Annotated in this window: 18 protein-coding genes; 12 read left to right on the top strand and 6 right to left on the bottom strand. The window is 42.0% G+C overall.

The genetic code is table 11. From position 1 onward, the window contains the following. Positions 1-7 precede the first annotated feature (7 nt). Complete coding sequence (locus AB1Z56_RS22025) at positions 8-535, bottom strand: hypothetical protein (RefSeq protein ID WP_426790180.1); 528 nt, start codon at positions 533-535, stop codon at positions 8-10. 215 nt (positions 536-750) lie between these two features. Between AB1Z56_RS22025 and AB1Z56_RS22030 the strand changes: the two genes are divergently transcribed. Further along, a complete protein-coding gene (locus tag AB1Z56_RS22030) occupies positions 751-1,782 on the top strand; it encodes an acyltransferase family protein (protein ID WP_426790181.1) in 1,032 nt (343 codons plus the stop codon). 91 nt (positions 1,783-1,873) lie between these two features. On the opposite strand, the gene AB1Z56_RS22035 is transcribed toward AB1Z56_RS22030, so the two are convergent. Next, positions 1,874-3,223 (bottom strand): amidohydrolase, encoded by a 1,350-nt coding sequence (locus AB1Z56_RS22035; protein WP_426790182.1) that lies wholly within the window; start codon positions 3,221-3,223, stop codon positions 1,874-1,876. Positions 3,224-3,348: 125 nt separating this feature from the next. Next, positions 3,349-4,242: a helix-turn-helix domain-containing protein gene (locus AB1Z56_RS22040; RefSeq protein ID WP_309367494.1), complete on the bottom strand. Its 894-nt coding sequence runs from the start codon at positions 4,240-4,242 to the stop codon at positions 3,349-3,351. A gap of 269 nt (positions 4,243-4,511) precedes the next feature. On the opposite strand from AB1Z56_RS22040, the gene AB1Z56_RS22045 reads away from it, so the two are divergent. The 4 genes from AB1Z56_RS22045 (at position 4,512) to AB1Z56_RS22060 (ending at position 10,193) form a co-directional block, all read left to right on the top strand. After that, positions 4,512-7,568: a beta-L-arabinofuranosidase domain-containing protein gene (locus AB1Z56_RS22045; protein WP_426790183.1), complete on the top strand. Its 3,057-nt coding sequence runs from the start codon at positions 4,512-4,514 to the stop codon at positions 7,566-7,568. A gap of 133 nt (positions 7,569-7,701) precedes the next feature. Next, entirely contained in the window at positions 7,702-8,379 is a 678-nt protein-coding gene (locus tag AB1Z56_RS22050) for a response regulator transcription factor (RefSeq protein WP_426790184.1), read from the top strand. Next, positions 8,376-9,659 carry a sensor histidine kinase gene (locus tag AB1Z56_RS22055; protein ID WP_426790185.1) on the top strand — a complete coding sequence of 428 codons (1,284 nt, stop codon included), beginning with the start codon at positions 8,376-8,378 and terminating at the stop codon, positions 9,657-9,659. The genes AB1Z56_RS22050 and AB1Z56_RS22055 overlap by 4 nt, the downstream gene beginning before the upstream one ends. Before the next feature lie 84 nt (positions 9,660-9,743). After that, complete coding sequence (locus tag AB1Z56_RS22060) at positions 9,744-10,193, top strand: PepSY-like domain-containing protein (RefSeq protein ID WP_426790186.1); 450 nt, start codon at positions 9,744-9,746, stop codon at positions 10,191-10,193. A 104-nt stretch (positions 10,194-10,297) separates the two neighbouring features. Here AB1Z56_RS22060 and AB1Z56_RS22065 read toward each other — a convergent pair whose 3' ends face one another. Genes AB1Z56_RS22065 through AB1Z56_RS22075 form a run of 3 tightly spaced genes read right to left on the bottom strand, consistent with a single transcriptional unit; the run spans position 10,298 to position 14,070 of the window. Next, on the bottom strand, positions 10,298-11,317 hold the full coding sequence (locus tag AB1Z56_RS22065; protein ID WP_426790187.1) for a DUF4625 domain-containing protein: 1,020 nt from the start codon (positions 11,315-11,317) through the stop codon (positions 10,298-10,300). Between the two features lie 42 nt (positions 11,318-11,359). Then, positions 11,360-11,869, bottom strand: a complete 510-nt coding sequence (locus tag AB1Z56_RS22070) for a DUF4625 domain-containing protein (RefSeq protein ID WP_426790188.1) — start codon at positions 11,867-11,869, stop codon at positions 11,360-11,362. A 47-nt stretch (positions 11,870-11,916) separates the two neighbouring features. Beyond that, positions 11,917-14,070, bottom strand: coding sequence for a TonB-dependent receptor (locus AB1Z56_RS22075; RefSeq protein ID WP_426790189.1), 2,154 nt, complete (start codon positions 14,068-14,070; stop codon positions 11,917-11,919). A 205-nt stretch (positions 14,071-14,275) separates the two neighbouring features. Here AB1Z56_RS22075 and AB1Z56_RS22080 point away from each other — a divergent pair, with 205 nt between their 5' ends. The 7 genes from AB1Z56_RS22080 (at position 14,276) to lepB (ending at position 22,930) form a co-directional block, all read left to right on the top strand. Then, positions 14,276-16,753, top strand: a complete 2,478-nt coding sequence (locus tag AB1Z56_RS22080) for a tetratricopeptide repeat protein (RefSeq protein ID WP_426790190.1) — start codon at positions 14,276-14,278, stop codon at positions 16,751-16,753. A 7-nt stretch (positions 16,754-16,760) separates the two neighbouring features. Next, entirely contained in the window at positions 16,761-18,548 is a 1,788-nt protein-coding gene (locus tag AB1Z56_RS22085) for an HSP90 family protein (protein ID WP_426790191.1), read from the top strand. 83 nt (positions 18,549-18,631) lie between these two features. After that, positions 18,632-19,693: a hypothetical protein gene (locus tag AB1Z56_RS22090; protein WP_426790192.1), complete on the top strand. Its 1,062-nt coding sequence runs from the start codon at positions 18,632-18,634 to the stop codon at positions 19,691-19,693. A gap of 115 nt (positions 19,694-19,808) precedes the next feature. Continuing rightward, a complete protein-coding gene (locus AB1Z56_RS22095; protein WP_426790193.1) occupies positions 19,809-20,282 on the top strand; it encodes an LIC11966 family surface protein in 474 nt (157 codons plus the stop codon). Between the two features lie 302 nt (positions 20,283-20,584). Then, positions 20,585-21,316, top strand: a complete 732-nt coding sequence (locus AB1Z56_RS22100; RefSeq protein ID WP_426790194.1) for a hypothetical protein — start codon at positions 20,585-20,587, stop codon at positions 21,314-21,316. Positions 21,317-21,351: 35 nt separating this feature from the next. Beyond that, a complete protein-coding gene (locus tag AB1Z56_RS22105; RefSeq protein WP_426790195.1) occupies positions 21,352-21,651 on the top strand; it encodes a DUF5684 domain-containing protein in 300 nt (99 codons plus the stop codon). After that, positions 21,578-22,930, top strand: a complete 1,353-nt coding sequence (lepB, locus tag AB1Z56_RS22110; protein ID WP_426790196.1) for a signal peptidase I — start codon at positions 21,578-21,580, stop codon at positions 22,928-22,930. The genes AB1Z56_RS22105 and lepB overlap by 74 nt, the downstream gene beginning before the upstream one ends. Positions 22,931-22,963 lie beyond the last annotated feature (33 nt).

Below are 22,963 nucleotides of genomic sequence, written 5' to 3' on the forward strand. Positions count from 1 at the left end.
TTTCTAGTTAGAGTTGTGTCGCTGTGTAAGTTACTGTTGTACTATAAGCCGATGCTCCGAGATTTAAGAGTGATGCAGGATTGGCTATCGTATAATCCACGGTATAGCTTGCCCCTGTAGATGCTGTTGAGCCGGTAACCAGCGATGCCGCAGTAGTGCTCAGCGGTACATTGGCCACAGGAGTGCCTCCATTGGCGCTCGCCGCTGGTACCGTAACTGTTACAATATCTAGATCAGGACCTCCAGAAGGTGTAAATGCTCCCGTAGCCACAACAGTAAGATTATACGGTTTGTTACTCACCACAGTAAAGTGGCCTGCTTTCTCAACAGTTTTTGATGCGGTATAATCTGCCGCAGTTGTATACGTAAAATTAACGGTTGGGGTTGCGCCCAATGTAATCGAAATAGCATCTGTCAAGTTGATATTGACTGTGACAGGTTGGGAGGTTGCGGCTGGCTTCACTTGGGCTTTGGCTTGATTTCCAAAGCATATGGCTGCAAGTGCAATGAGGGGTATAAATAGGTTCTTTTTCATAATTTCCTCTATTTTATGGGATTAAACTCTAGTAAAGTTACTCAGCAACTGCGCTAAATGCAATGTAAACAAGTCACATAATGATGTTATAAAGTTGGATGAGAGCGGCCACTTTTTGTCGGTGTCTTTTAATAATAGCTGTTATATGGCATCTGTTATATAGCAAGTGCATTGCTCCTGAGAATTTTCGAAAAACAGCGTATATTTACAGCCAAATGTCTGAGTCCAAAAGAATCTATCAAATTGATCTGTTTCGCTTTATCGCAGCAACTGCAGTCGTATTATATCATTATCTGTATCGGGGATATACTGCTGGGAATATGTCTCTTCTGCGTTTTGATGGAGTTGGTGAATATGTTAAATACGGCTATCTAGGTGTTGATCTATTTTTTATCATCAGTGGTTTTGTGATTGCTTTTTCCATCAAACATCTTTCGTTGCGCAAGTTCTGCTATTCCCGCTTTAAGCGTCTATATCCCATGTATTGGATTTGTTTGCTGTTGACTTTTGTGGTTACCTATTTCTGGGGCGCACCGCGTTATCATGTTACATTTGTACAGCTATTGGCCAATCTGACGATGGTGCAAAAACTATGGGGACAAGGGGATGTTGACGGCGCCTATTGGTCGCTCTATGTGGAGCTGAAATTCTACCTGATTATAGCTTTGTTCTTGATTCTGAACCGCTTTAAAAAAATAAGCTTGGATTACCTCGTTTATTTTTGGCTGCTATTGTCCAGTCTACGTTTTTTTGTTGGTCCATCGGAAATTTATGATGCACTTCACGAGTTCTTCTTACTCGATTGGAGTGCCTACTTTATTGCGGGAATTGTATTTTGCCAGATTTTTTTGCATGGACCGAAAATACAGCATTTTGTCGCCTTACCTTGGTGCCTGTACATTTCTATCGATGGTGCAGTCGGCCGTATTCATTGGCTGGAGCGTACTTTTCACAGTGACTTTTCTCCTTATATTATCGGAGCTGCCATCGTTGTATTTTACTTGCTTATGTTGCTGGTTTCCTGTAAAAAACTCCAGGCAATCAATTCGCCCAGATTGGTAAAAATTGGCATGTTGACCTACCCACTGTACTTGATTCACCAGCATGTAGGTTTTATTATTTTTAATCATTTGTACCCGTATCTGAACAAATATCTGATTCTCTCTGCTGTGATCATCTTTATGCTCGCAATAGCTTACATCCTGAGCGATCGGATTGAACCACGCATCATGAAGCATTTTAAATAATAAAAGGTCCGAAGGTAATGATTACTCCGAACCTTTCTGGTTTTCATAGGAGATGTTTTTTGCTTCAGTCGGCCATTGCTTTGTCTTCCTGCTAGAAGACAAGATTTCCTTGATAGATCAGTGATTTTACGGGCGATATTCTTGAAATAGCTTCCGCTGAACAGCTAGCGTCAATAAATGCAATATCTGCACTATCTCCAATCTTAGGCCATTGCATATTTCCTTTGTCATCCAATGGGATGGGACCAGCAGTGGCAAGTCTAAGCATACGGGATAGCGCATATTCGGTGGCTTGGCCATATACCTGGGCTGCGAGATTGGCTTTTTGCAGCACGCTGCCTGTTCCAAATGTATTCCAATGGTCCACAATACTGTCATTTCCCGTCATGACTTTAACATTGTTTTCCATTAAGGTCGGAATCGGCATAATCAATCCGCCAAATGGGATCGTGGAAACAATACCGATTTGTGCGGCGCCTAGTTTCTCGGCCATTTCTTGTTGTTTGGCTTTTTCCAATCGACCCAATACAAAACAATGGCTGAGGTAGGTCTTGCCTTTGAGAACAGGGTTCTCGTTTACCTTATTTATGAGGTATTCTACGGTTTTCAAACCTGATTCGCCCGATTCATGTAAATGAATATCAATTCCCTTGTTATGATCTAGCGCCAGTTGAACTGTAAAATCCATTGTTTTTTCAATGGCTCCGTCAATGGAAAAGGGGTCAACTCCGCCAATAAAATCGATATTGGTTTTAGCCGCTTCCTTGAGGTAGGGAATAGAGTCAGTATAGAAGACACCATGTTGCGGAAAAGCAACCAACTCAGCCCCAAATCCATTTTTCTTGTTTTCCAATGCCAGTTGTAGATGACGCAAAGAGTCTAGTTTGGATGTCGGTTCAATATTGACATGACTGCGCGCAAAAGCAGTTCCTTTTGATTGTAAAAGTTCGATCAGTTTTTCTGCCTTGTAGGTCGAATTTTTTAGCAACTCCGGCAAAATTTTCTGTTCAAGAGCAATCATACCTTTTACACCTCCGGGGCCGCGTCTTACTGCCTGCCATTTGTCGCCATAATAGGTCTTATCCAAATGGATATGCATATCTCTAAAAGAAGGTAGCATCAAAAGTCCTTTTGCATCGACCGCATCAGCACTGTTGGTATTGGCATTGATATTTTTGATTTTTCCGTTTGCGATCTGAATGGAAAAGAGGCCTGTTTTTGTTGCGGTTACATTGCCATCTCCATCGTACTCAAAACCCGTTTCTAGTAACACATTTTTTAACGTGTAGCTTTTCTTTCCTTGGTAGCCACTCAAAAGGTCTTGATGAACTGCTCCATGGTGGTTTTTTGCAAATAGCATTTCTGGGAGGAATGTTGCTCCGGCAAGTGCTAAAGCAGAGTTCCTGATAAATTCCTTGCGGGAAAGGGCCGTTGATTTCATTTGATTTCCAATTATGTTATTTTGTGACCGGAATAAAAAGCCTACCAGTCTTTTACAAAGTTACATAGCTGCTGCCCCATTCCTGCTGGGAGATTTCTGCCATTCTTTGTGTGATTTATCTTTTTTTATTCTTTTACCGAACTTGGTGTCTCTCCCACATGAAGGTCTTCTCTAAAGTCACTTGGACTTGTGCCGGTTTGCAGTTTGAAGAAATTCGAGAAATAAGCCTGATCTGTGAAACCCAGCTCAAAGGCTATTTCCTTGATGGATCGCTCGGTACTCTGTAAAAGACGTTTGGCTTCCGTGCTGATCCGTTGGTGAATAAGTTGTGTAGCCGATATCTTTAGATGTTTTTTGCACAGAATATTGAGGTAGTTGGGCGAAATATGCAGCTTTTCAGCATAAAAGGCCACTAGTTTTTGCTCTCTAAAAAATTCATCAATGAGCATATTGAACTTTGCAAGCCGTGGAACCGATTGATAGACTTTGAATTCGGTGAATGCAGACTCCGCTTCGCGGCTTACAATTGCAGCGATGACACCAGCTCGGGCGGTTATCAATGGAATAAGTGAACTTTCTCTTTTTAACTCTTGCTTGACAGATTCAAATTCATAATGCAATTGTGCGAAAGCATCAGCAGTAAGGTCAATGACGGGGTGGTTTTGATAATTGGTAAAGGAAAAACGGAAAAACGGCGCAAAATGTTCAAAAAAAGACCGTTCGATCATAAGCTGGTAGCCTATTGTACCTGCATAAACATGCCATTTGTGCATCTGGCCCGGAAAGAGGACATGAACCTGATGGTCTTTGATGATATGGTCAATTGAATCAATAGTATGGACACCAGAGGCTTTATCAAAGAGATTAATGATAAAAAAATCATGCTTATGTGGTTTTTTGATGAGCCGTTCCCCATGAAGTTCGTTAAATAGCAGTTCTTCACGTCCAGCCGTCTGTTCTTTGCGGAATCCATCCAGACCAATAACTGGTGCCCAAATTTTTGAATTTCGTTTATCCATAGTAGATCATATCAAATCTAAAATACAAAATACCCCTGAGTATTCGGTAATCTATAGCCAAGTTCACTGGTATTCCCATAGGTCTATCCACACGAAGGATTAGATCTCCTGAAGTTGCAGAAAGGACCGTTAGTTAAAATCTGGAGAGTATCTGCTAAAATAAACCTATGTATAATGAGCTAATGTCATTAATTTTATAAATGTCAATTTAACAAGAATAAAGAGGAGATGATCTGAACACAAAATCAGAGCGAATAAAAGATAGTGATATGAAAAGATACAAAATATATGTTGCAGCATTTTTTACACTTTTTATCAAAACGATAGATGTGGCCGTGGCACAAGGGGGAGACCAAATATTGGATGGCATTGGTGAAACAGGTATGGTGGCACGTTATATCTTTAATGGTGATTTAAAGGACTGGTCACGGAATGGACTGCATGGCAAGTCCCAGGGACAAAAAGCTTCGTTTGTTGTAGATAAGCAATTCACCAAGGTATTGTCTCTTGCTGGCGGAAAGGACGATTTTATCGTATTGCCACCACAGGCGCTCTCCGATTTAGAATCTATCAGCATAACGGGCTGGCTATGTTTGCGTGCAGCCCAGCCAGAGCAGTATCTCTTCGATTTCGGACAGGATGTTGCCAGGCATTTTGCCGTAACACCGACAGGAACGGATCTAAAAAAGGGATATCAGGGGATAATTTCCCAGAAAAAGGGCGAAACGAAAAATGCAGTTTCGTCGTCGGCGCCTTTAAATAGGTGGGTGCATCTGGCTATTGTGCTTGATATAGCGGCGGGTTCTATGCAGACGTATTTAGATGCGGTGCCAGCTGGAGAAACTAAGGGTATTCCGCAAGAACTGAGTGCAGTTTTCGGGCAGACGGCAAGCAAAAGGACTTTGTATATTGGAAAATCCTTAGTAGGGAACAATTCGAGCCTAAACGCCTTGCTCCACGATTTTAGGATCTACCGTGTGCCGCTGAATAGAAGTCAGATCAGTACGATATACGGAAATGCGCTGAAAGGTGTACACGAAGATCTTAGCGCCAAAGGTAAAGCCGAGGGCGATCTGCCTAAATTTCCAATGAATAAAGCGCAGCTTTATAATGCGTATCTGACCAGTGTCAGTGATGTCAACGTAGAAACGGAAGTTGGAGAATTGCCACGATTGCCCAGTTATGTCGTCGGGACTTACAAAGATGGCATGGTAGGCCCAAAAGTACGTGTGCTATGGCCTGCACCTACAGACAATAGTACAGTCCTGCAGCAAACAGCCTACACCATTACTGGACGTGTTCCCGGGACTGATCTGAAACCCAAAGCAATCATTACTGTAAAAGGAAAGGCCAACGTTAACATGCCTAGCCTGCAGCTGGAACCCTTTCACCTGGATCAAGTTTCTCTGAATACGGACGTAAAGCATCAGCAGACCAAATTTATTGAAAACCGCAATAAATTCATCGATACATTGGCCAAATCGGATCCCAATTCATTTCTCTATATGTTCCGTCATGCTTTTGGACAGAAGCAACCGCAAGGGGCTCAGCCATTGGACGTGTGGGATAGCCAGGATATCAAGCTTAGGGGGCATGCGACGGGACATTATTTGACGGCCATCGCACAGGCTTATGCCAGCACAGGATATAACAAAGCTCTTCAGGCAAAATTTTTAGGCAAAATGGATACCATGGTCAACGTACTTTATGACTTGTCGAAGCTATCAGGCAGTCCGAGACATGCAGGGGAAGCGTTTATCGCTGATCCTACTGCCGTACCCTTTGGTCCCGGAAAATCAGCCTACGATTCTGACCTGAGCGATGAAGGAATCCGTACAGATTATTGGAACTGGGGGGCCGGATTTATCAGTGCCTACCCGCCGGATCAATTTATCATGCTTGAAAATGGGGCAAAATATGGCGGCCAGAAGAATCAGATCTGGGCCCCTTATTATACCCTGCACAAGATATTAGCTGGCCTTATGGATGTTTATGAAGTAAGCGGAAATAAAAAGGCATTGGAGATCGCACAGGGAATGGGCAATTGGGTATATGAACGATTAAATAAAGTTCCGACAGAGACACGGATCAAAATGTGGAATACGTATATCGCCGGTGAATTTGGCGGGATGAACGAAGTGATGGCAAGGTTATACAGGACGACTGCTGATCAAAACTATTTAAAAACTGCTCGTTTATTTGACAATATTGATATGTTCTACGGTAATGCCGCGCATGCACATGGACTGGCCAAAAATGTGGATACTTTTAGAGGACTGCATGCCAATCAGCATATTCCTCAAATTGTAGGAAGCATGGAGCTATATCGCGTGTCCAATGAACCGCAATATTATAAAGTAGCGGACAACTTTTGGTATAAGGCCACCAACGACTACATGTATAGCATTGGCGGTGTTGCCGGAGCGAGAAATCCCGCCAATGCCGAATGTTTTATTAGTCAGCCGGCGACCTTATATGAAAATGGATTTTCTGCAGGTGGACAGAATGAAACTTGTGCGACTTATAACATGCTCAAATTGACGAGTGATTTATTTATGTTCGATCAGCGTGCGGAGTTGATGGATTACTATGAACGTGGATTATACAATCATATCTTAGCTTCTGTGGCAGAAAATAGTCCAGCAAACACTTATCATGTGCCTTTACGCGCCGGGTCCATGAAACAGTTTGGAAATGCGGATATGAAAGGTTTTACCTGCTGTAACGGTACGGCGATCGAAAGCAGTACGAAATTGCAGAATACCATCTACTTTAAAAGTAAGGATGATCAGTCGCTGTATGTCAATTTGTATATTCCTTCAACCTTGCACTGGACGGAGCGGGGAATCAGCGTCGAGCAAAAAACAAGTTTTCCTAAAGCGGATCATACATCGCTCACAATACAAGGGAATGGCAAGTTTGATCTCCATGTTCGGGTACCGAGCTGGGCAACAAAAGGTTTTTTTGTGACGATAAATGGCATAGCGCAAAAAATTACGACTAAGCCGGGAACTTACCTGACTTTAAGCCGCGACTGGAAAAACGGTGACGTGATCAATTTAAAAATGCCCTTCCAATTTCATCTGGATCCGGTCATGGACCAGCCTAATATTGCAAGTCTATTTTACGGACCGATTTTATTGGCTGCCCAGGAGCATACAGCAAGAAAAGACTGGCGTAAAGTCACTTTAGATGCAAAGGATATTGGTAAAACGATCAAGGGGAACCCGGGGACGTTGGAATTTTCTATCGATGATGTGCTCTTTAAACCCTTTTATGATACCTATGGACGCCATTCCGTCTATCTGGATGTCAGCTTAAAATAGGATGTCGACAAGCATTCCTAATTCTTTCCTAAATTCAGATTACCTTTGTCATAAACAATTGTATGTATGAATTGTCTACATTTAAAATTGACCGCAAAGGATGTGGATGAATTCTTATGAATAGGAAATTAAGATGAAAGTACTGGTAATTGAAGACGAGGAAGATTTAAGGGGAATCGTAAAAGCCTCTTTGATTAAGGAAGAATATACCGTGGAGACTGCTAGTGATTATGGAGCGGCTCTAGAAAAAGTATCGCTATATGATTATGATTGTATCCTGCTGGACATTATGCTGCCGGGTGGTAACGGTTTACAGATCCTGGATCAGCTCAAGAGTGAAGGCAAATCCGATAATGTGATCATTATATCTGCAAAGGATTCTTTAGACGATAAGCTAAAGGGACTCGAACTTGGAGCTGATGATTATTTGACCAAACCTTTTCATATAGCGGAGCTGAATGCTCGGATCAAAGCGGTATTGCGCAGGAAACAACGCGACGGTAAGAATACATTGACGATGGGGAACGTTGTCCTGGACCTCAACGAACGCTGCTTGTTTATTGCGCAAGAACTTGTGCTACTAAATAGGAAGGAATTTGATATGCTCAATTACTTTTTATTGAACAAAAATAGACTGGTCAGCAAAAGTGCATTGGCAGAACATGTATGGGGTGATCATACAGATCAGGCCGATAACCTCGATTTTATCTATTCACAGATTAAAAATTTAAGAAAAAAATTCCTGGCTAGCTATGCGGATGTTGATTTTGAAGCGGTCTATGGAATTGGTTATAAACTTGTCGAAAAATGAGATTAGCCAATCAAACGCTCAAGTACCTCTCCATCTCCGTGCTGGTCGTAATCGCGCTATGGTCAACGGTATTCTATTTATTTATGCTGGAGGTGATCCACGATAATATAGACGAGGAACTCGAAAACCAAAAACGGCTAATTATTCAGGAGCTGTCTACCCATCCCACCGTCGCTCCAGATCTGGAGTTTGGAATCAATAACTATAAAGTGCGGGAGATTTCCGAACAGCAGGCCCTTAAAATGCGAAATGTGTATAAGGACACCATGCTGTATATGCAGGACGATGATGATCCTGAACCGGAACTGGAACCCGTTCGAATGCTGACGACAGCATTTGAACATCAGGGCCATTATTATGAACTGGCCATTATTAATTCAATGATTGAAGAAAGCGATCTGATCAAGAATCTGTTTTATTCTGTTGTCATCTTGTTTGTGCTACTGGTCGTCAGTATTGTTTCCATCAATAAGATCGTGATCGAACGTTTATGGCGACCTTTATATTCTTTCCTTGATCAACTGACACGATTCCGTCTGGGGAAAACCCAAGAGAAGCCTGCTATGGATACGAAGATTCAGGAATTTAAAGATCTGCAGCTTGCTGTAACAACGCTCATCCACCATAATGAAGAAACCTATGAGCAGCAAAAACAGTTTATTGGCAATGCTTCGCATGAATTGCAGACACCTTTAGCCATTATGATCAACAAATTGGAAATGATGGCCGAGTCTGAAGAACTGAAAAAAGAACAGTCGGAAACGATCGCTGAGGTCTTAAACACTGCCGAAAGGCTTGTGCGCCTCAATAAATCCTTGTTGCTGTTGAGTAAAATCGAGAATAAACAATTCTTACAGAATGAAGATCTTTCTCTTAATGCGCTTGTCCTGAATATGATGGTGGAGTTTGAGGATATTGCCAACTTTAAACAAATAAAAATGAACGTTGTCCAGAAGGATCAGCTTCATGTGCACATGGATAGTGCTTTGGCCAACATCGTCGTGTCGAACCTTCTCCGGAATGCTTTATTTCATAATAGAGAAGGTGGCGAAGTGAATATCGGTATCACGGACAAAATACTGACGGTCTCCAATACAAGTGCGCATACCGCGTTGGATGCCGGTCTGGTATTCTCACGTTTTTATAAGTCAGATACAGCATCTAAAGGTACAGGCTTGGGACTGGCCATTGTGCAGGCCATCTGTCATCTTTATGGTTTTGTGATCATCTACCGTTACGAAAATAATCAGCATAGTTTCCAGGTAAATATGCATCCTTAAAAAATGCTTCCCAGTAGCAGGCTAGTATTCCCAAATCTTTACAGATTCGCTTGGTTACTTTGTAGTACACTAAAGAAAAGAATCATGAACTGTAAATTGATCTGGAGTGCTTTTATGCTAGCGCTCACAACAACAGGAGCTGTTGCTCAAGATATACCACAAAGTCAAGTTCCCGCAGTCGTGGTGAATAGTTTTCAGCAAAAATTTCCCAAAGCCAAAAAAGTAGAGTGGGAAGTGAAGGGTGACACGTATGAGGCTGAGTTTGAAACGGGCTTGTTTGGTACAGACCAAGAAGCTTGGTTTCAACATAACGGAAAATTACTGCGACATAAGACGGATATCAGTAAAAAGGAATTACCAAAGCGGGTAGTGGAGCGGGCAACAAAGGATTTTCCCGGCTATCGCATTGAAGACGCAAAAAAGATTACAACCGAACAAAAAGTGAGTTATGCGTTTGAAGTGAAAAGCCAAAAAGAGGAGTGGAAGCTTGTCGTCGATTCGCAGGGAAATGTTCTAGAGAAAGTAAGGGATTAGACTGAAATACCTGAATATTGATAAACCTTCATGATTTCATCGCTACTGGAGCTGGTGAAATCATGAAGGTTTTTTTTGCCGATATACCCAGCAAAGTGCGTTAACTAGTCTTCGCCCATTTCGGCGTGGAGTTCGAAAGATAGCTTAATCTGATCCTGTCCAGCAAACTTAGTCGCGTAATCCGACAGATTCCAGTCTGCACGGGTAACTTTAGCCTTAGTTGTTGCATCATTAAATTTACGAAGGATATAGCTGACATTCTTCTCCCCCTCATTGTCTTTTCCAGCAGTAAAATAAGTGATGATTCCTGTTGTCTCTATTGCTCCATTGACTGCAGAACCATCGCCGTAGGTAGTTTCTTTCGTTTGAAAGATGGCACCAGTTCCTGTACTGCTATTGGGATTTAAAACAAACGAACCCCCGGTAAGGAATGCTTTGTAATAATCCGCCGTTGCTTTATTGCTAATGTACTGGCCCTGTATCTCTTTAGAAGAAGCATCAAATTGTTTGAATTCAATTTTATAGATACTTTCTGGGTTGATATGGGCATGTCCTCCGGCCAATGCCGTTCCCTTTTCGTCAAAGCTGATCGAGATGGGTTCGACCTTGTCTTTATCAGCCAGATCATGGAAATGGTCTCCATGAGCTTCTCCGGCTACTTCCGTAAAAACAAGTTTGTAAGCAACTTTGGCATCTGAACCTTCTATGGTCAATGGTGATTCAACGGTCGTTGCATTTCCTGCTTTGTCGGTGACTGTAAAATGAAAATGATACGCTCCAGCTGGTGCGTCTGCAGGAACATCAATGTGTTCATGGAATGTCGCATTTTTTACGCCGATATATTTCCCTTCGGTATAGGCTTTTGTAAACTTGTACTGACCACCACCTTCTTGATGAATCTCAATTTCTATTTTAGCAATCAGTGCTTCGGCGACAAGGTCACCTTCAAGATGAAGATCAGATCCCGCTTTGACTGTTTTATTGTTCCCACTGCCGATTTCAAGTGTGCCTATCTGGGGTTTTGCAAGTGCTGGAATTTCTTCGTTGTCTTTCTTACAGGAGGATAGGAAACCTAAAAGAATAGTACTTAACAGGAAGAAGAAGCGAATGTTTCTAGTTTTCATGTAAAATGGATTTAAAAATTTAGTTGATAAATATGTATGGTATTACTCGAGTATACGGATGCTGATTCCCTTTTGAGTGCTCCAGCCAGCTAGATCGGTTACCTGGATCATAAAATGATAGTTACCCGGGTCGATATCGGCCGGTACATCGATCTGTAATTCGGCATTATATTGCTGCGGCTGCCCCGGGATATTGACTGTTTTAACCAATACAAAGGGTTTGATGGGTGTTTTGATCGCCTCTACCGTGCACTCGCCAATTTCCGTACTATGCGAATGATGGTCAAAATTATGGTGGACATCGATGCTATAGCTTCCCAGGGCTACATTGTCGGCCAGTGTGCTGCGGAAGGTAAAGCTTGTGCCCCGTTTAATTGTGCTGCATTGTTTGGGGAAAGCAGTGTCGGAATCGATGACAATGGTCGGTTTTTCAGTATCAATGCTTTCCTTATCTTTTTTACAGGCGGCAGCCATGACAAATAACACCGCAATGAGGGTATATTTTTGAAGTACTTTCATATTAAATAGTTTCATTTTTAAATAGTTATTCATTTGTGTATGTTTAATCGGTATTCATGAGCTCGCCGTGCTCGGTTATTCTAGCCAAAAGGCACGCCGATCGATAGGATAAAGTTGCGCCCTTGTTCAGGCAATGCGATCAGACGATAAAAGCTGGTATGATCCATATATTTCTTGTCAAAGAGATTCTGAATCTGCAAGCGCAGTTGAATGGCAGATTTCGCAAAGTTGACCTGTGTTCCGGTTCGAAAGTTAAAGACTTGATAAGCAGGCGTGAATTCCTCTGGAGGAACGACATGATACTGTGCTGCCGTCCATTTACAGTCGATGGACAGATAGGTATCCTTAAAATGCTTGCTATTTTTTGCCGCCCAGCTGAGATCCATTAAAATGGATGGCGCCGGAGAAAAAGGAAGTGTGTAGCCTTTCTTTGCGCCGGAGAGCTGCTCTGAACGGAGATATTCACCCAATAACTCTACTTTCCATTGTTTCAAAGGCTGGTAGCTTACCTTGAGTTCAGCCCCATAGCGGCGTACCCGGCTTTCTGTATATTCAAATATTTGATTGCCGGCCCCATAGTACTGATCGTAGCGCGATGTGGGATTGAGATAGATATAGTTGGAAAAGTAATTAAAGAATGGCGTCAAGGCCGCAGAGGCTTTTTTAGCACTCCATGTCAATGATAAATCCAGCTGATAGGACTGTTCGGGTGATAATGATCCATTCCCTTTTTCATAACTGAAATAATGATAATTAACACCATTGGCGCCAAGCTCCTGTGCGATAGGAGCGCGGAAGCTCTTGCCTAGGTTGATTTTTGTTTCTACAGAACCAAATTGACGTCCTGCCCCGATAGACCAGACGAGGCTGTTGAAACTGCGGCTGAGCTCGGATGCCCTGACAATTCTTGCTGTCTGGTTGCCTTCCAGTTGCGAATCGAACCAATCTTGATACGATGAAGTATGAATATGGCTGTAATCGTACCGCAATGCGCCATATAGCGTTGTACGATCATCTAGTAAATATTGATCATAAGCGAATAGGCCCATTGCTTTTTGTCTATAGGATGGGATCAGGAAGCTCCATCCGTCAATCCGGTTGTCTTGGTAATCCCCATTTGCACCAATGGTCAGGCGGTGTTTCGCTAATGAAAATTGGTCTTTAAGGGTCATACTGTAGATCTGCTTGTTGTACAGTCGTTCCAAATAGATCGGCACGGTCATATCTTGTGGATAGACGGGGGGCATATAGCCATGTGCGGTGTAATTGTTATATTCTTGCCGGTAGTTTTTTTGATATCCGAGGTCAATCCATAGCTTATGTTTATCCCAGTCGATAAAGCTGCGGTTAATCAACTTCAGATGATTGACGGTCTGGCTCGGAAAACCGATGTCGCGGCTAGATTTGTCATACAAAGCGGTGTCAACACCTCGAGGTTCCAGACCATGCGCATTGGCAAAAAAACCAAGTTTTGTGTGATAATTGCTCAGGTATAGAATGGAAGAAAAACGATCAGAAATATAGCCACTCCGCAGTTGAAAATGCGTTTCTCGTCCCGCGGTATTGCGTACATGACGATCTTTTAGACGTACGGCATAATTGTAAACATAGACAGTGTCTGTGGGTACTTTGTAATCTGCGTAATCTAAATGTGTGAAGCCCCCGCCAAAGACCCAGTGTCCTTTTCTGCCCTGTGCGTGAAAAGATCCGCCATAGGTGGCATTGTTGGATTTTGTCAGTACATAAAGATTGCCTTTAAAGCCATCTCCCGGGAGTTCAGTAGGCGGTAATAGGCGGATGACACCACCTATCGCATCTGATCCATACAGAAATGAACTTGAGCCCTTGAGTACCTCGGCACTGCTGACGCTGAATTGATCGATTTCCAATCCATGATCCAATCCCCATTGTTGGCCTTCATGTTTAATGCCATTTTCTACCGTAGCTACACGGTTAAATCCAAGACCTCTGATCTGCGGTTTGGACTGATTGGGACCGATGCCAATGGCATTTACACCAGGAAGTCGACTCAAGGTCTGCATTAAACTTCCGGCCTGATATTTTTGTATGGAATCGGCATTTAAGATGTCAATGGATAAAATTCCTTCCGCCGCGCGCTGATAGCGTCTCCCGCCGACTTTTACTTCCTTGAGCTGGATGCTCTTTTCCTGGCCGAAACAAGGGAAAAACATGTATTGTGCTGCGATAAGTGAAAACATGATATACCTATTCATCTGCTGCGGATTCGATTCGTTTAATGTTATTGTTGCAATTTAGTTGCAACAAATATAGGTAAAAAGATCTTAAAAGCAATAAGGTTGCGTTTGTTTTAATGAAATTGACTTGCATCACCTCATACAGTGGCAGAGTTTTTGTTGTTTTTTTGCGCCTTAAAGGCGATATAAAACGTATTTTACCAAGTATTACAAACGATTATATATGAAGTTAAGTGAAGAATATTCCAATAAAGTTGCTGAATTGCAATCCGCTGAATATCAATTGACAGTTGATCTTTCTCAACGTCTTACACCCGAAGTGTGGTTTGATGCTCTGGCTTATTTTGAATGCAATATGCATCAGCCGGCTGCGGCTGAGCTCTACGATGCATTATTTGAAAAAGGAACTGATTTTGCCGCAAATGTATACTTGAATGATGTTGATTATACTTTTTTTATTGATAAAGTCCGAACAATACTGGAGCGCTATGCGACTATAAATTCTGATGCATGGGTGGAGTTGGGTTTGCAGCATATTTTATGTCGTCGAGATGTTGTCGATAAAGAAAAGACGTCCTTTTACTTAAAGAAAGGAACGGATGCAGGCGTTAAATTGGCAAGACCTCTTTATTTATATTACAACTATCTAGGTGCATTGGCAGATATAGACCGGGATACGGCGAAAGCTGAGCTGGATGCGCTCGCCCTCGGCGGAGATCTCTGGGCAATCGCTTATGATGCCCATCTGGATGTCTGGACGGATAAGTTTGAAGAAGTCTTTGACCGTATTCAAGTACTTAAGCATTCGTCGGATAGAAAATTACTACGCCATTACTATGAAGCACTGCAGTTTTACTATTCACGTAAAGATAATAAGGACAAACGTCTGGACATGCTGGAAGAGGGAATCGCTGTGGCAGACTCCCGCTATTGCAGATTTGTCCTCAATGAAATAAAACGTGCGGAGGCAACTTCCTTGGGCGAACTGGAACTGCTCATACCGGAATATCAAGAATTATTTGAATATGGCATGATGGACGCTGCGGTGCAGATTGCACTAATCAAACTTCAGACATTGGGTAGCGATAAACTGGAAAAACAGGATTATGAGGAACCCCTGAAGTATTTCCAGAAAGCCTATGATTATAATAACAATTATGCGGGCTATCGTCTTGCCTGTCTGTATCTCTATCATGATACGCTGCAGGATATCGAACGGGGACTGTCGCTGTTGTACTTGCTCGACGAAAAATATGATTATGTGGAAGCACAGGTTGAACTTGCTGAAATCCTACTGGAAGGCCGATTTGTGCCAAGAGATGAAAAATCGGCCTTCCAGAGATTCACGGTAATGGCAGAAAAAAATATAGCGTACGCCAAATTGCGTTTAGGTAATCTGATTGAATCTGGCTACGATGGAATAGGTCCTGATTATAAAGCCGCATTTGCCTATTATCAAGATGCTGCAAAGGATAAATTGCCACAAGCTTTATATCAAGTTGGGCGATACCTAAAATATGGAATCCATGGTGAAGAACCTGATCTGGCAGCTGCATTGCCCTATTTTGAAGAAGCGGCGTCTTATAACAATGCGACTGCGCTTACGGAAATGGGCTTGGCCAGTGAATTAAAAGCTGAACCGGATTATAAATCAGCGTTCGATTATTTCTCGCGTGCGGCAGATCTTGGCTATCCTTATGCCTATTATCTGAAAGGTATTTATTTGGCAAATGACTATCACCAGTCTGGTACTCCTGAACCATTGGCCGCGTTTACGGCGTTTGAAACCGGGGCGGGAATGCAGGAGGTAAATTGTATGTATGAACTGGCGCGATGTTATCGTGGCGGAATCGGCACGGACATAAATCTGGACAAAATGGTGGCTTTATATCAGCAGGCTGCCGATCGAAACCATGTGCAGGCTTTGACGGATCTTGCGCTCTGTTATGAATATGGCTATGGACTAAACATCGATACTTTTAAAGCACAGGATTATATCAAAAAAGCCGCTGACCTCGGTTTTCCTTATGCGATTTGCGTATTGGGGAGATATTATCTGAACGGGCTGGTGCAAAAGGATGTGCCCCTGGGGCTCCAGTTGTTGGAGCAGGCAGCGGAAAAAAACATTGGTGAAGCGCTGTTACTGCTTGGAGACTATTTTTTCTTCGACTATGATCAGCGGGAAGAATATGACAAAGGCTTTGATTACTACACGCGTGCCGAAAAACTGGGATCGCTGTCAGAGGGCTTGGGCATGTGTTATGAGTTTGGTATCGGAGTGGAGGTACAGCCAGCCAAAGCATTCGGGTATTATCAACAAGCCGCAGCGCAAGGAAATCAGCAAGCAATCTACCGATTGGGCAGATGTTATTATTTTGGAATAGGAACAGAGATCGATAAAACGGTTGCTTATGAGCACTTTATTGAAATCGCACAACAAGGAAATCCTTATGCCTGTTACTTTGTTGGTGTGCAATTGCTGGACGGAGAAGGTATACCGATGGATCTTCAGGACGGTGTAGAATGGATGATGAAGGCCGCTGATGCCGATCATGCTGAGGCACAATTTAAGCTGGCCAACTGTTATCTCATGGGGGATGGGGTAGAGGAAAATGAAGATCTGGCCCTGGAATGGTTTGAAAGGGCGGCCGATAATGGACATGAAGAAGCTATCCGATTGACAAAGAAAACGAGAACGTAAGAATAACATGCAAGAAGAAAAATCTTATTCATTTCAGGTAAATCTGAAAGGAATGATCGCACTGCTCTCGGAGCACCTTTATAGCGATCCCAATACATTTGTGCGCGAGCTTCTTCAAAACGGGGTGGATGCAATTACAGCCTTAAAACATCTGGATGAACAGCATCAAGGCAAAATAACGATAGAGTTACCAAGCGCTGAGCAGTCGAAGTTTATATTCAAAGATAATGGAATAGGACTTAAGGAAGCCGACATCCACCAATTTCTGTCGGTTATTGGGGAGAGTTCGAAAAGCAAGGATATTAAGGATGCGAAGGACTTTATTGGTAAGTTCGGCATTGGGCTGCTCTCTTGTTTTGTGGTAAGCGATGAGATTATCGTGGAAACAAAATCGGCACTTGAACAGCTACCCTTGCGCTGGACGGCAAGAGCTGAAGGGGACTATAAAATTGAGCGCCTGAACGAAGATATTCCTGTCGGAACACGGGTTATCCTTACGCCCAAAAAACAATATAACTATATTTTTGAAGCGGACTATTTTGAGAAAAAAATAAAATTTTATGGAGACGCACTGAGAGAGTCCATTGCAATAGTAGTAGGAGATACCGAAAAGATCGTTCATAAAGAAGAGCCCAAATGGCTTTCGTCATCAGTTTCAAAAACAGATCTGCTAGCTATAGGAAAAGAACTTTTCCATGTCAGCTTTTTGGATGCAATTCCATTTGAGACTACTGCGGGTAAGGCAAAAGGCGTGTTGTATATTTTACCTTTCCGCACGCAATTTAGCAATAAACAGCGTCACCGCATTTACCTGAAACGGATGTTCCTCGCTGAAGAAGATCAGTCTATCTTACCTAATTGGGCGTTTTTTGTGCGGATGCTTGTTAATACGGAGGAGCTTAGTGCCACAGCATCACGTGAGTCTCTCATGAAAAATGATGTACTTCGACTGGCGCGAAAAGAAATTGCAGCTGTGCTGAAAACTTACCTGCAACAAGTGAAGAAGATTGATTTTGATATTTATTTGCGCATTATTCAGACACATTATCTGCATCTAAAAGCTTTCGCGTTGGAAGATCCGGACTTCCTGGACATCTTTTTGGCAGATATCCCTTTTGAAACCAACCGTGGACAACGCAGCTTTCAAAATATCATCGATCATCAACAACAGCTCTATTATTGTGCGGATTTTGAGGACTTCAAACAGATTGACCGCATGGCTGATACGCAGGACATGCTTCTTATTAATGCTTCCTATACCTTTGATACGGAATTGCTCCGTAAGATCAAACAGCGATATTCCGAATATAACATTGCAGAGATGTCGCCAAATCAGCTTCTGGGAACATTTCAGCCTGTACATGAAAACGAGCATGATCAATTTGTTTCTTTTAAGCAAGATGTGCAGCGCATTTTGGACGACTACAACTGCCAGTTGGAAATCCGACGGTTTAAACCAGTCGATACGCCGGCTATTTTTACTAAAATGGATCAAAATAATGTGCAGAATACAATTAGCCAATTGAAGGAAAATGCAAATCCTTTTGCACAGGTACTCAAGACAGCTAGGCCGAATAAGATCCAGAATACTTTATGCTTAAATGCAGACAATGCACTTATCATCACGCTGATGGATATTAAAGATGCCTACATGCTTCGTTCAGTCATGGAAGTGCTTTATGTGCAAGCGCTTATTTTGGGCAAATACCCTATACAGGAGCGTGAAATGAAGGTCATGAATGATGCCCTGAAAAACCTTATTGTAATGGGACTGGATAATTTTGTGAATCTTTAAGATCGTTGAAGATTTTCTCCTCCGTCGATGGAGGAGCTTATTTATAAAGGAAATATAATTCATTAAAAGTAGAGAGTAAATAGATGTATACACTTAAAATTCAGAAACTTCGCAATCAGGTCGCGCGAGTAGACAATACGTTGGAGAAAGTCAATCTATTGACACAGGCTATTCGGATTGCAGATGAAAATCAAGATATTGAATGGGGATATGACCTTCGTTTAGATTTAATCAGCGAAGAGATTGATCTCGCTTTTTCAACGGAATCTTTACCAGCTTTTGCTTGGATATTGCAGGCTTATGACGAAAACCCGGAGCTCTTTAACGAAGAAGATTTCTTGTGGCAATACAAATGGATGATGTCCGAATTATATGATAATCCTGCTGTCAGCCGTGAACAGATCCAAGCCGCTTTGCGTGATTTTGAACAACGCTTGATCCGTAATGGTTACGGTAAGCGGGCCATATACAATGAGGAGCTAAGCGATGCCCTGGCACAAAAAGATCTTGCGGCTATCGAGCAGGCACTGAAAAATGTAAATGCTTTGCAAAGAGATGATATGAGCGACTGTGAAGCCTGTGAAATGGACGCAGAAGTTGCTGCAATTTTATTGAAGCAAGGATATGCCCCTGCAGTTGAGAAAGCATTGCCGCTAATTGAAGGGCAATTCACCTGTGCACATGTGCCTTTGCGTACGGCCGTAAATCTTGCTTATGAAGGTTACAAGCATGGCGATGTTGAACAGGCAAATAGCATGGCGGAGCTGGCAGAAAAGGAGGTGTTTAAAAAAGAAAAGGATTCTGCGATCCTAATATCGGTTATTAAATTGGCGACTTATTTCTCCTATACCGATCTAGGTAAGGCCAAAGAATGGATCGAACGGTTTTTACCTTGGGCTGATGGTCCCGAAAATAGGTCCATGTTTCAATTGGCATGCTACATATGTGAAGCGATGAAAAATTTTGCTCCGCATGAATCTTTTGTGCTTGAACTCGGTAATCAGCATAACCTTTTTCAAGGGAAAAACAGCTATACAGCAAGTGAACTGGCTGTACATTATGGGAAATTAGCGGATCAACTTGCAGATCGTTTTGATCTACGCAATGGCAACAGTAACTTCCGTAAACAAGTAAACTTCGCATAGGTTACAATAAGTCACGGAAATCCCTGATTTCCGTGATGAAATCTCGTTGTTTTGTAGGCTATCTTTGTGTAAATGAGTGGTAAACAATAATACATAACGATAAAATAGATTAACAATGATTAAACAAATGATTACAGGTATGTTGACCGCAGCGGTTCTGACTATCTCAAGTTGTGGTTCGGGAGAAAAAGATCCAGCAACATACAACAACTCGATTATTACGGTAATTAATGGAAGTGAGCAACATATTACGGATATGAATGCGGCGATGAGTAGTTCCGATTATGCGAAAGCGGAAGAGGTTCGGACAGCTTGGGATAAGTCCTTAGATGAGGATATTAAAAAAGTAGAAGATCTGGGTGATTTTAAAGGCGATGCGACATTCCAAAAAGCAGTGCTCGATGGTCTGAAAGGGTATAAAAAGATTGTTACGGAAGATTATCCGAAATTGATTGAGATCCGTAAAAATAAAACACCTGATGCAGCGGCAGAATCGACTCTGCTTGATAATATCAACAAAGCATTTGAAAATATGAGCAATGGTGTCAATAAAGCATCGTCAGCATTTGAAAGTAAATATAAAAGTTAAAGTTATTGCTTGAGCAATCTGGTAAGCCACATCACTTTTAGGTGATGTGGCTTTATTTTTTACTTTTATATGGGGCGCTACTGGTGCTTGCGGATCAGGAGGAATTTAGGTAGATGTGCTAAACATGGTAAGAAACCACGTTTTTAGGCCAAAATGCTAACAAACGTTAAAACTCGATGGTTGCGGTTTGAATTTCATATTTTTATGTAGTTTTACACGAAGCTTGGATGGGGAATGCCAAGTAGATAATGAATACAGTCAACTTAGGTTCATACGAAAGTTATTGACAAATACATGTTCAAATGAAAGCCATATCAATTTTAGCTGTTCTAATTTTTTCTTCCTGCGTAGGCATATCGATCAGAGCCAAAGCACAGGAAGTCGCAAAAAAATTGGATTACGTAGTTCTTATGAACGCAGATACCCTTTATGGAAAGATCTCTTCTATTAAGGATCGCAAACTGAAATTTGAGAATCAACAGAAAGAAAAGGTAATTTTTGAGCCCGGCGATGTATATCGGGCATATTGGCAATCCAAAAAGAAGGTGTATGCACCCTCTTACGTGGAAGACGGATTAGAAGTTGTGCCAGGAACTTCTCCAAAGATGTATAGAATTCAGAAAGGGCTCAGTGAGGAACCCACTTTTGCAGAAGTGCTGGCTGATGGGGAGATTATTGCGTATTATGTTTCAGAAACAAAAGTCAGTGGGGGGGCTGGTATAGCTATCGGTGGTGGCGGAGGTACAATGGGTAGCATTATGGTCAATAAGTATAAACATGCCTATGCATTGAAAAAAACGACCGGAGAAGTCATTGAAATAAATAGCAATCATAACGGGTTATTTAGCGATGTGAAAAAGAAAAGACCAATTACGTTTGGTAAGTTGATTAATGACGAACCGGAATTATTTGCTGAGTTTGAAAATGAAAAAAAGTATGATTATGATCTTTTTATTAGATACATCATGCGATATAACGAATTACAAAAGGCGAAGAGCGCTCCGGAATCAAAAGAGCGATTGTTTATTTATTAATAATTTAACCACTGAGCTGCAGTTAAAACGAATTTATGATACTTATCATCTTTATTGTATTGACCATTGTCGCCGCCTACGGCTTCTGGATGTTATTTGAAAAAGCAGGACGTAAAGGCTGGGAGGGAGTTGTCCCTATTTATAGTCAATGGGTTCAATCGAAAATATTGGGCAAGAAGACCTGGCATCTCATTCTATTGATTGTGCCGATTGTCAATGTTTTTGTCTTTTATAACCTTTATCTTGATTTTATTCATTGTTTTGGAAAAAGAAGAATTCTGGGAGAACTGTGCTGCTGTATTGGTTCCGTTTATTGTTTTGCCACTTTGGGGTAAAGATAAAAACGTTAAATTTTTGAATGGGCTGTATACGAAAAATTTAAAAACAGCTATGGCTGGGGAAACTCAGCTGAACGAAGAGACGAAATTAAAGGTTTTAAGAGAATCCTACACCGAATATAAAATTAAATACCCCTATAAAAAATCGATGGTACGTGAATGGGCCGATGCGATCGTTTTTGCAACTGTTGCAGCGACCCTGATTCGCGGTTTTTTATTGGAGGCATTTATGATTCCTTCGGGGTCTATGCAACAGTCTCTCCTCATTGGGGATTATCTTTTTGTCAGTAAACTGAATTACGGCCCACGTATCCCAAATACACCTATTGCATTTCCTTTTGCGCACCACACGATGCCATTGATCGGTGGAAAGGCATTTTCTGAACTGATTAAAATTCCCTATAAACGATTGCCGGGCTTTCAGGAGATTAAAAGAAACGATGTTATTGTCTTTAATGCACCGGCAGGGGATACTGTCGCTGTGGAAAATCAAGATATGCCCTATTATGATCTGGTCCGAATGATGGGCCGCGAAGCCGTTCATCAACAATTTACGATCCAGACACGCCCAGTGGACAAGAGGGAACATTTAATTAAGCGATGTGTGGGAATGCCCGGAGATAAAATCAGTATGAATGCGGGGGTATTGTTTGTGAATGATCAACCAGGTTTTGTAGCTCCGGAAAGCCAGATGGATTATACTGTAATAACAGATGAAACTGGTCTCGACGAACAACGCCTGAAAGATATGGGGATAGAAGTCTCCGCAATTCAGCCAGGACTGTATAAGATCTTTTTGACGGAAAAACAGTTTGAAATGGTGAAATCTTGGTCTAATATCAAATCCATGCAAATGAATTTGGAAAAACCGGGAGTGGCCCAAGAAAATACTTTTCCAAATGATCCCCAGTACAAATGGAATTATGATAATTTTGGTCCCTTTGTTATTCCAAAGAAGGGGATGACTGTGCCATTAAACGCACAGACTTTACCACTTTATGGCCGTGCGATTCAGGTCTATGAGCATAACAGCCTCGAGAAGAAAGCTGACGGATTATATCTAAATGGCAGCAAAGCGGATTCTTACACCTTTAAAATGGATTATTATTGGATGATGGGAGATAATAGACACAATTCGCTCGATGCCAGGGACTGGGGATTCGTTCCTGAGGACCATATCGTCGGAAAAGCATTATTTACCTGGATGAGCTGGAATGCGGACGGCAATGGACTTTCCAAAATACGTTGGAATAGGATTTTCAAAGGGATCCATTAACAGCCAAAGGATACTAAAACAAAAAAGGGGAAA

This window comes from Sphingobacterium sp. WOUb80 (genome assembly GCF_050058145.1).
GTDB lineage: Bacteria > Bacteroidota > Bacteroidia > Sphingobacteriales > Sphingobacteriaceae > Sphingobacterium.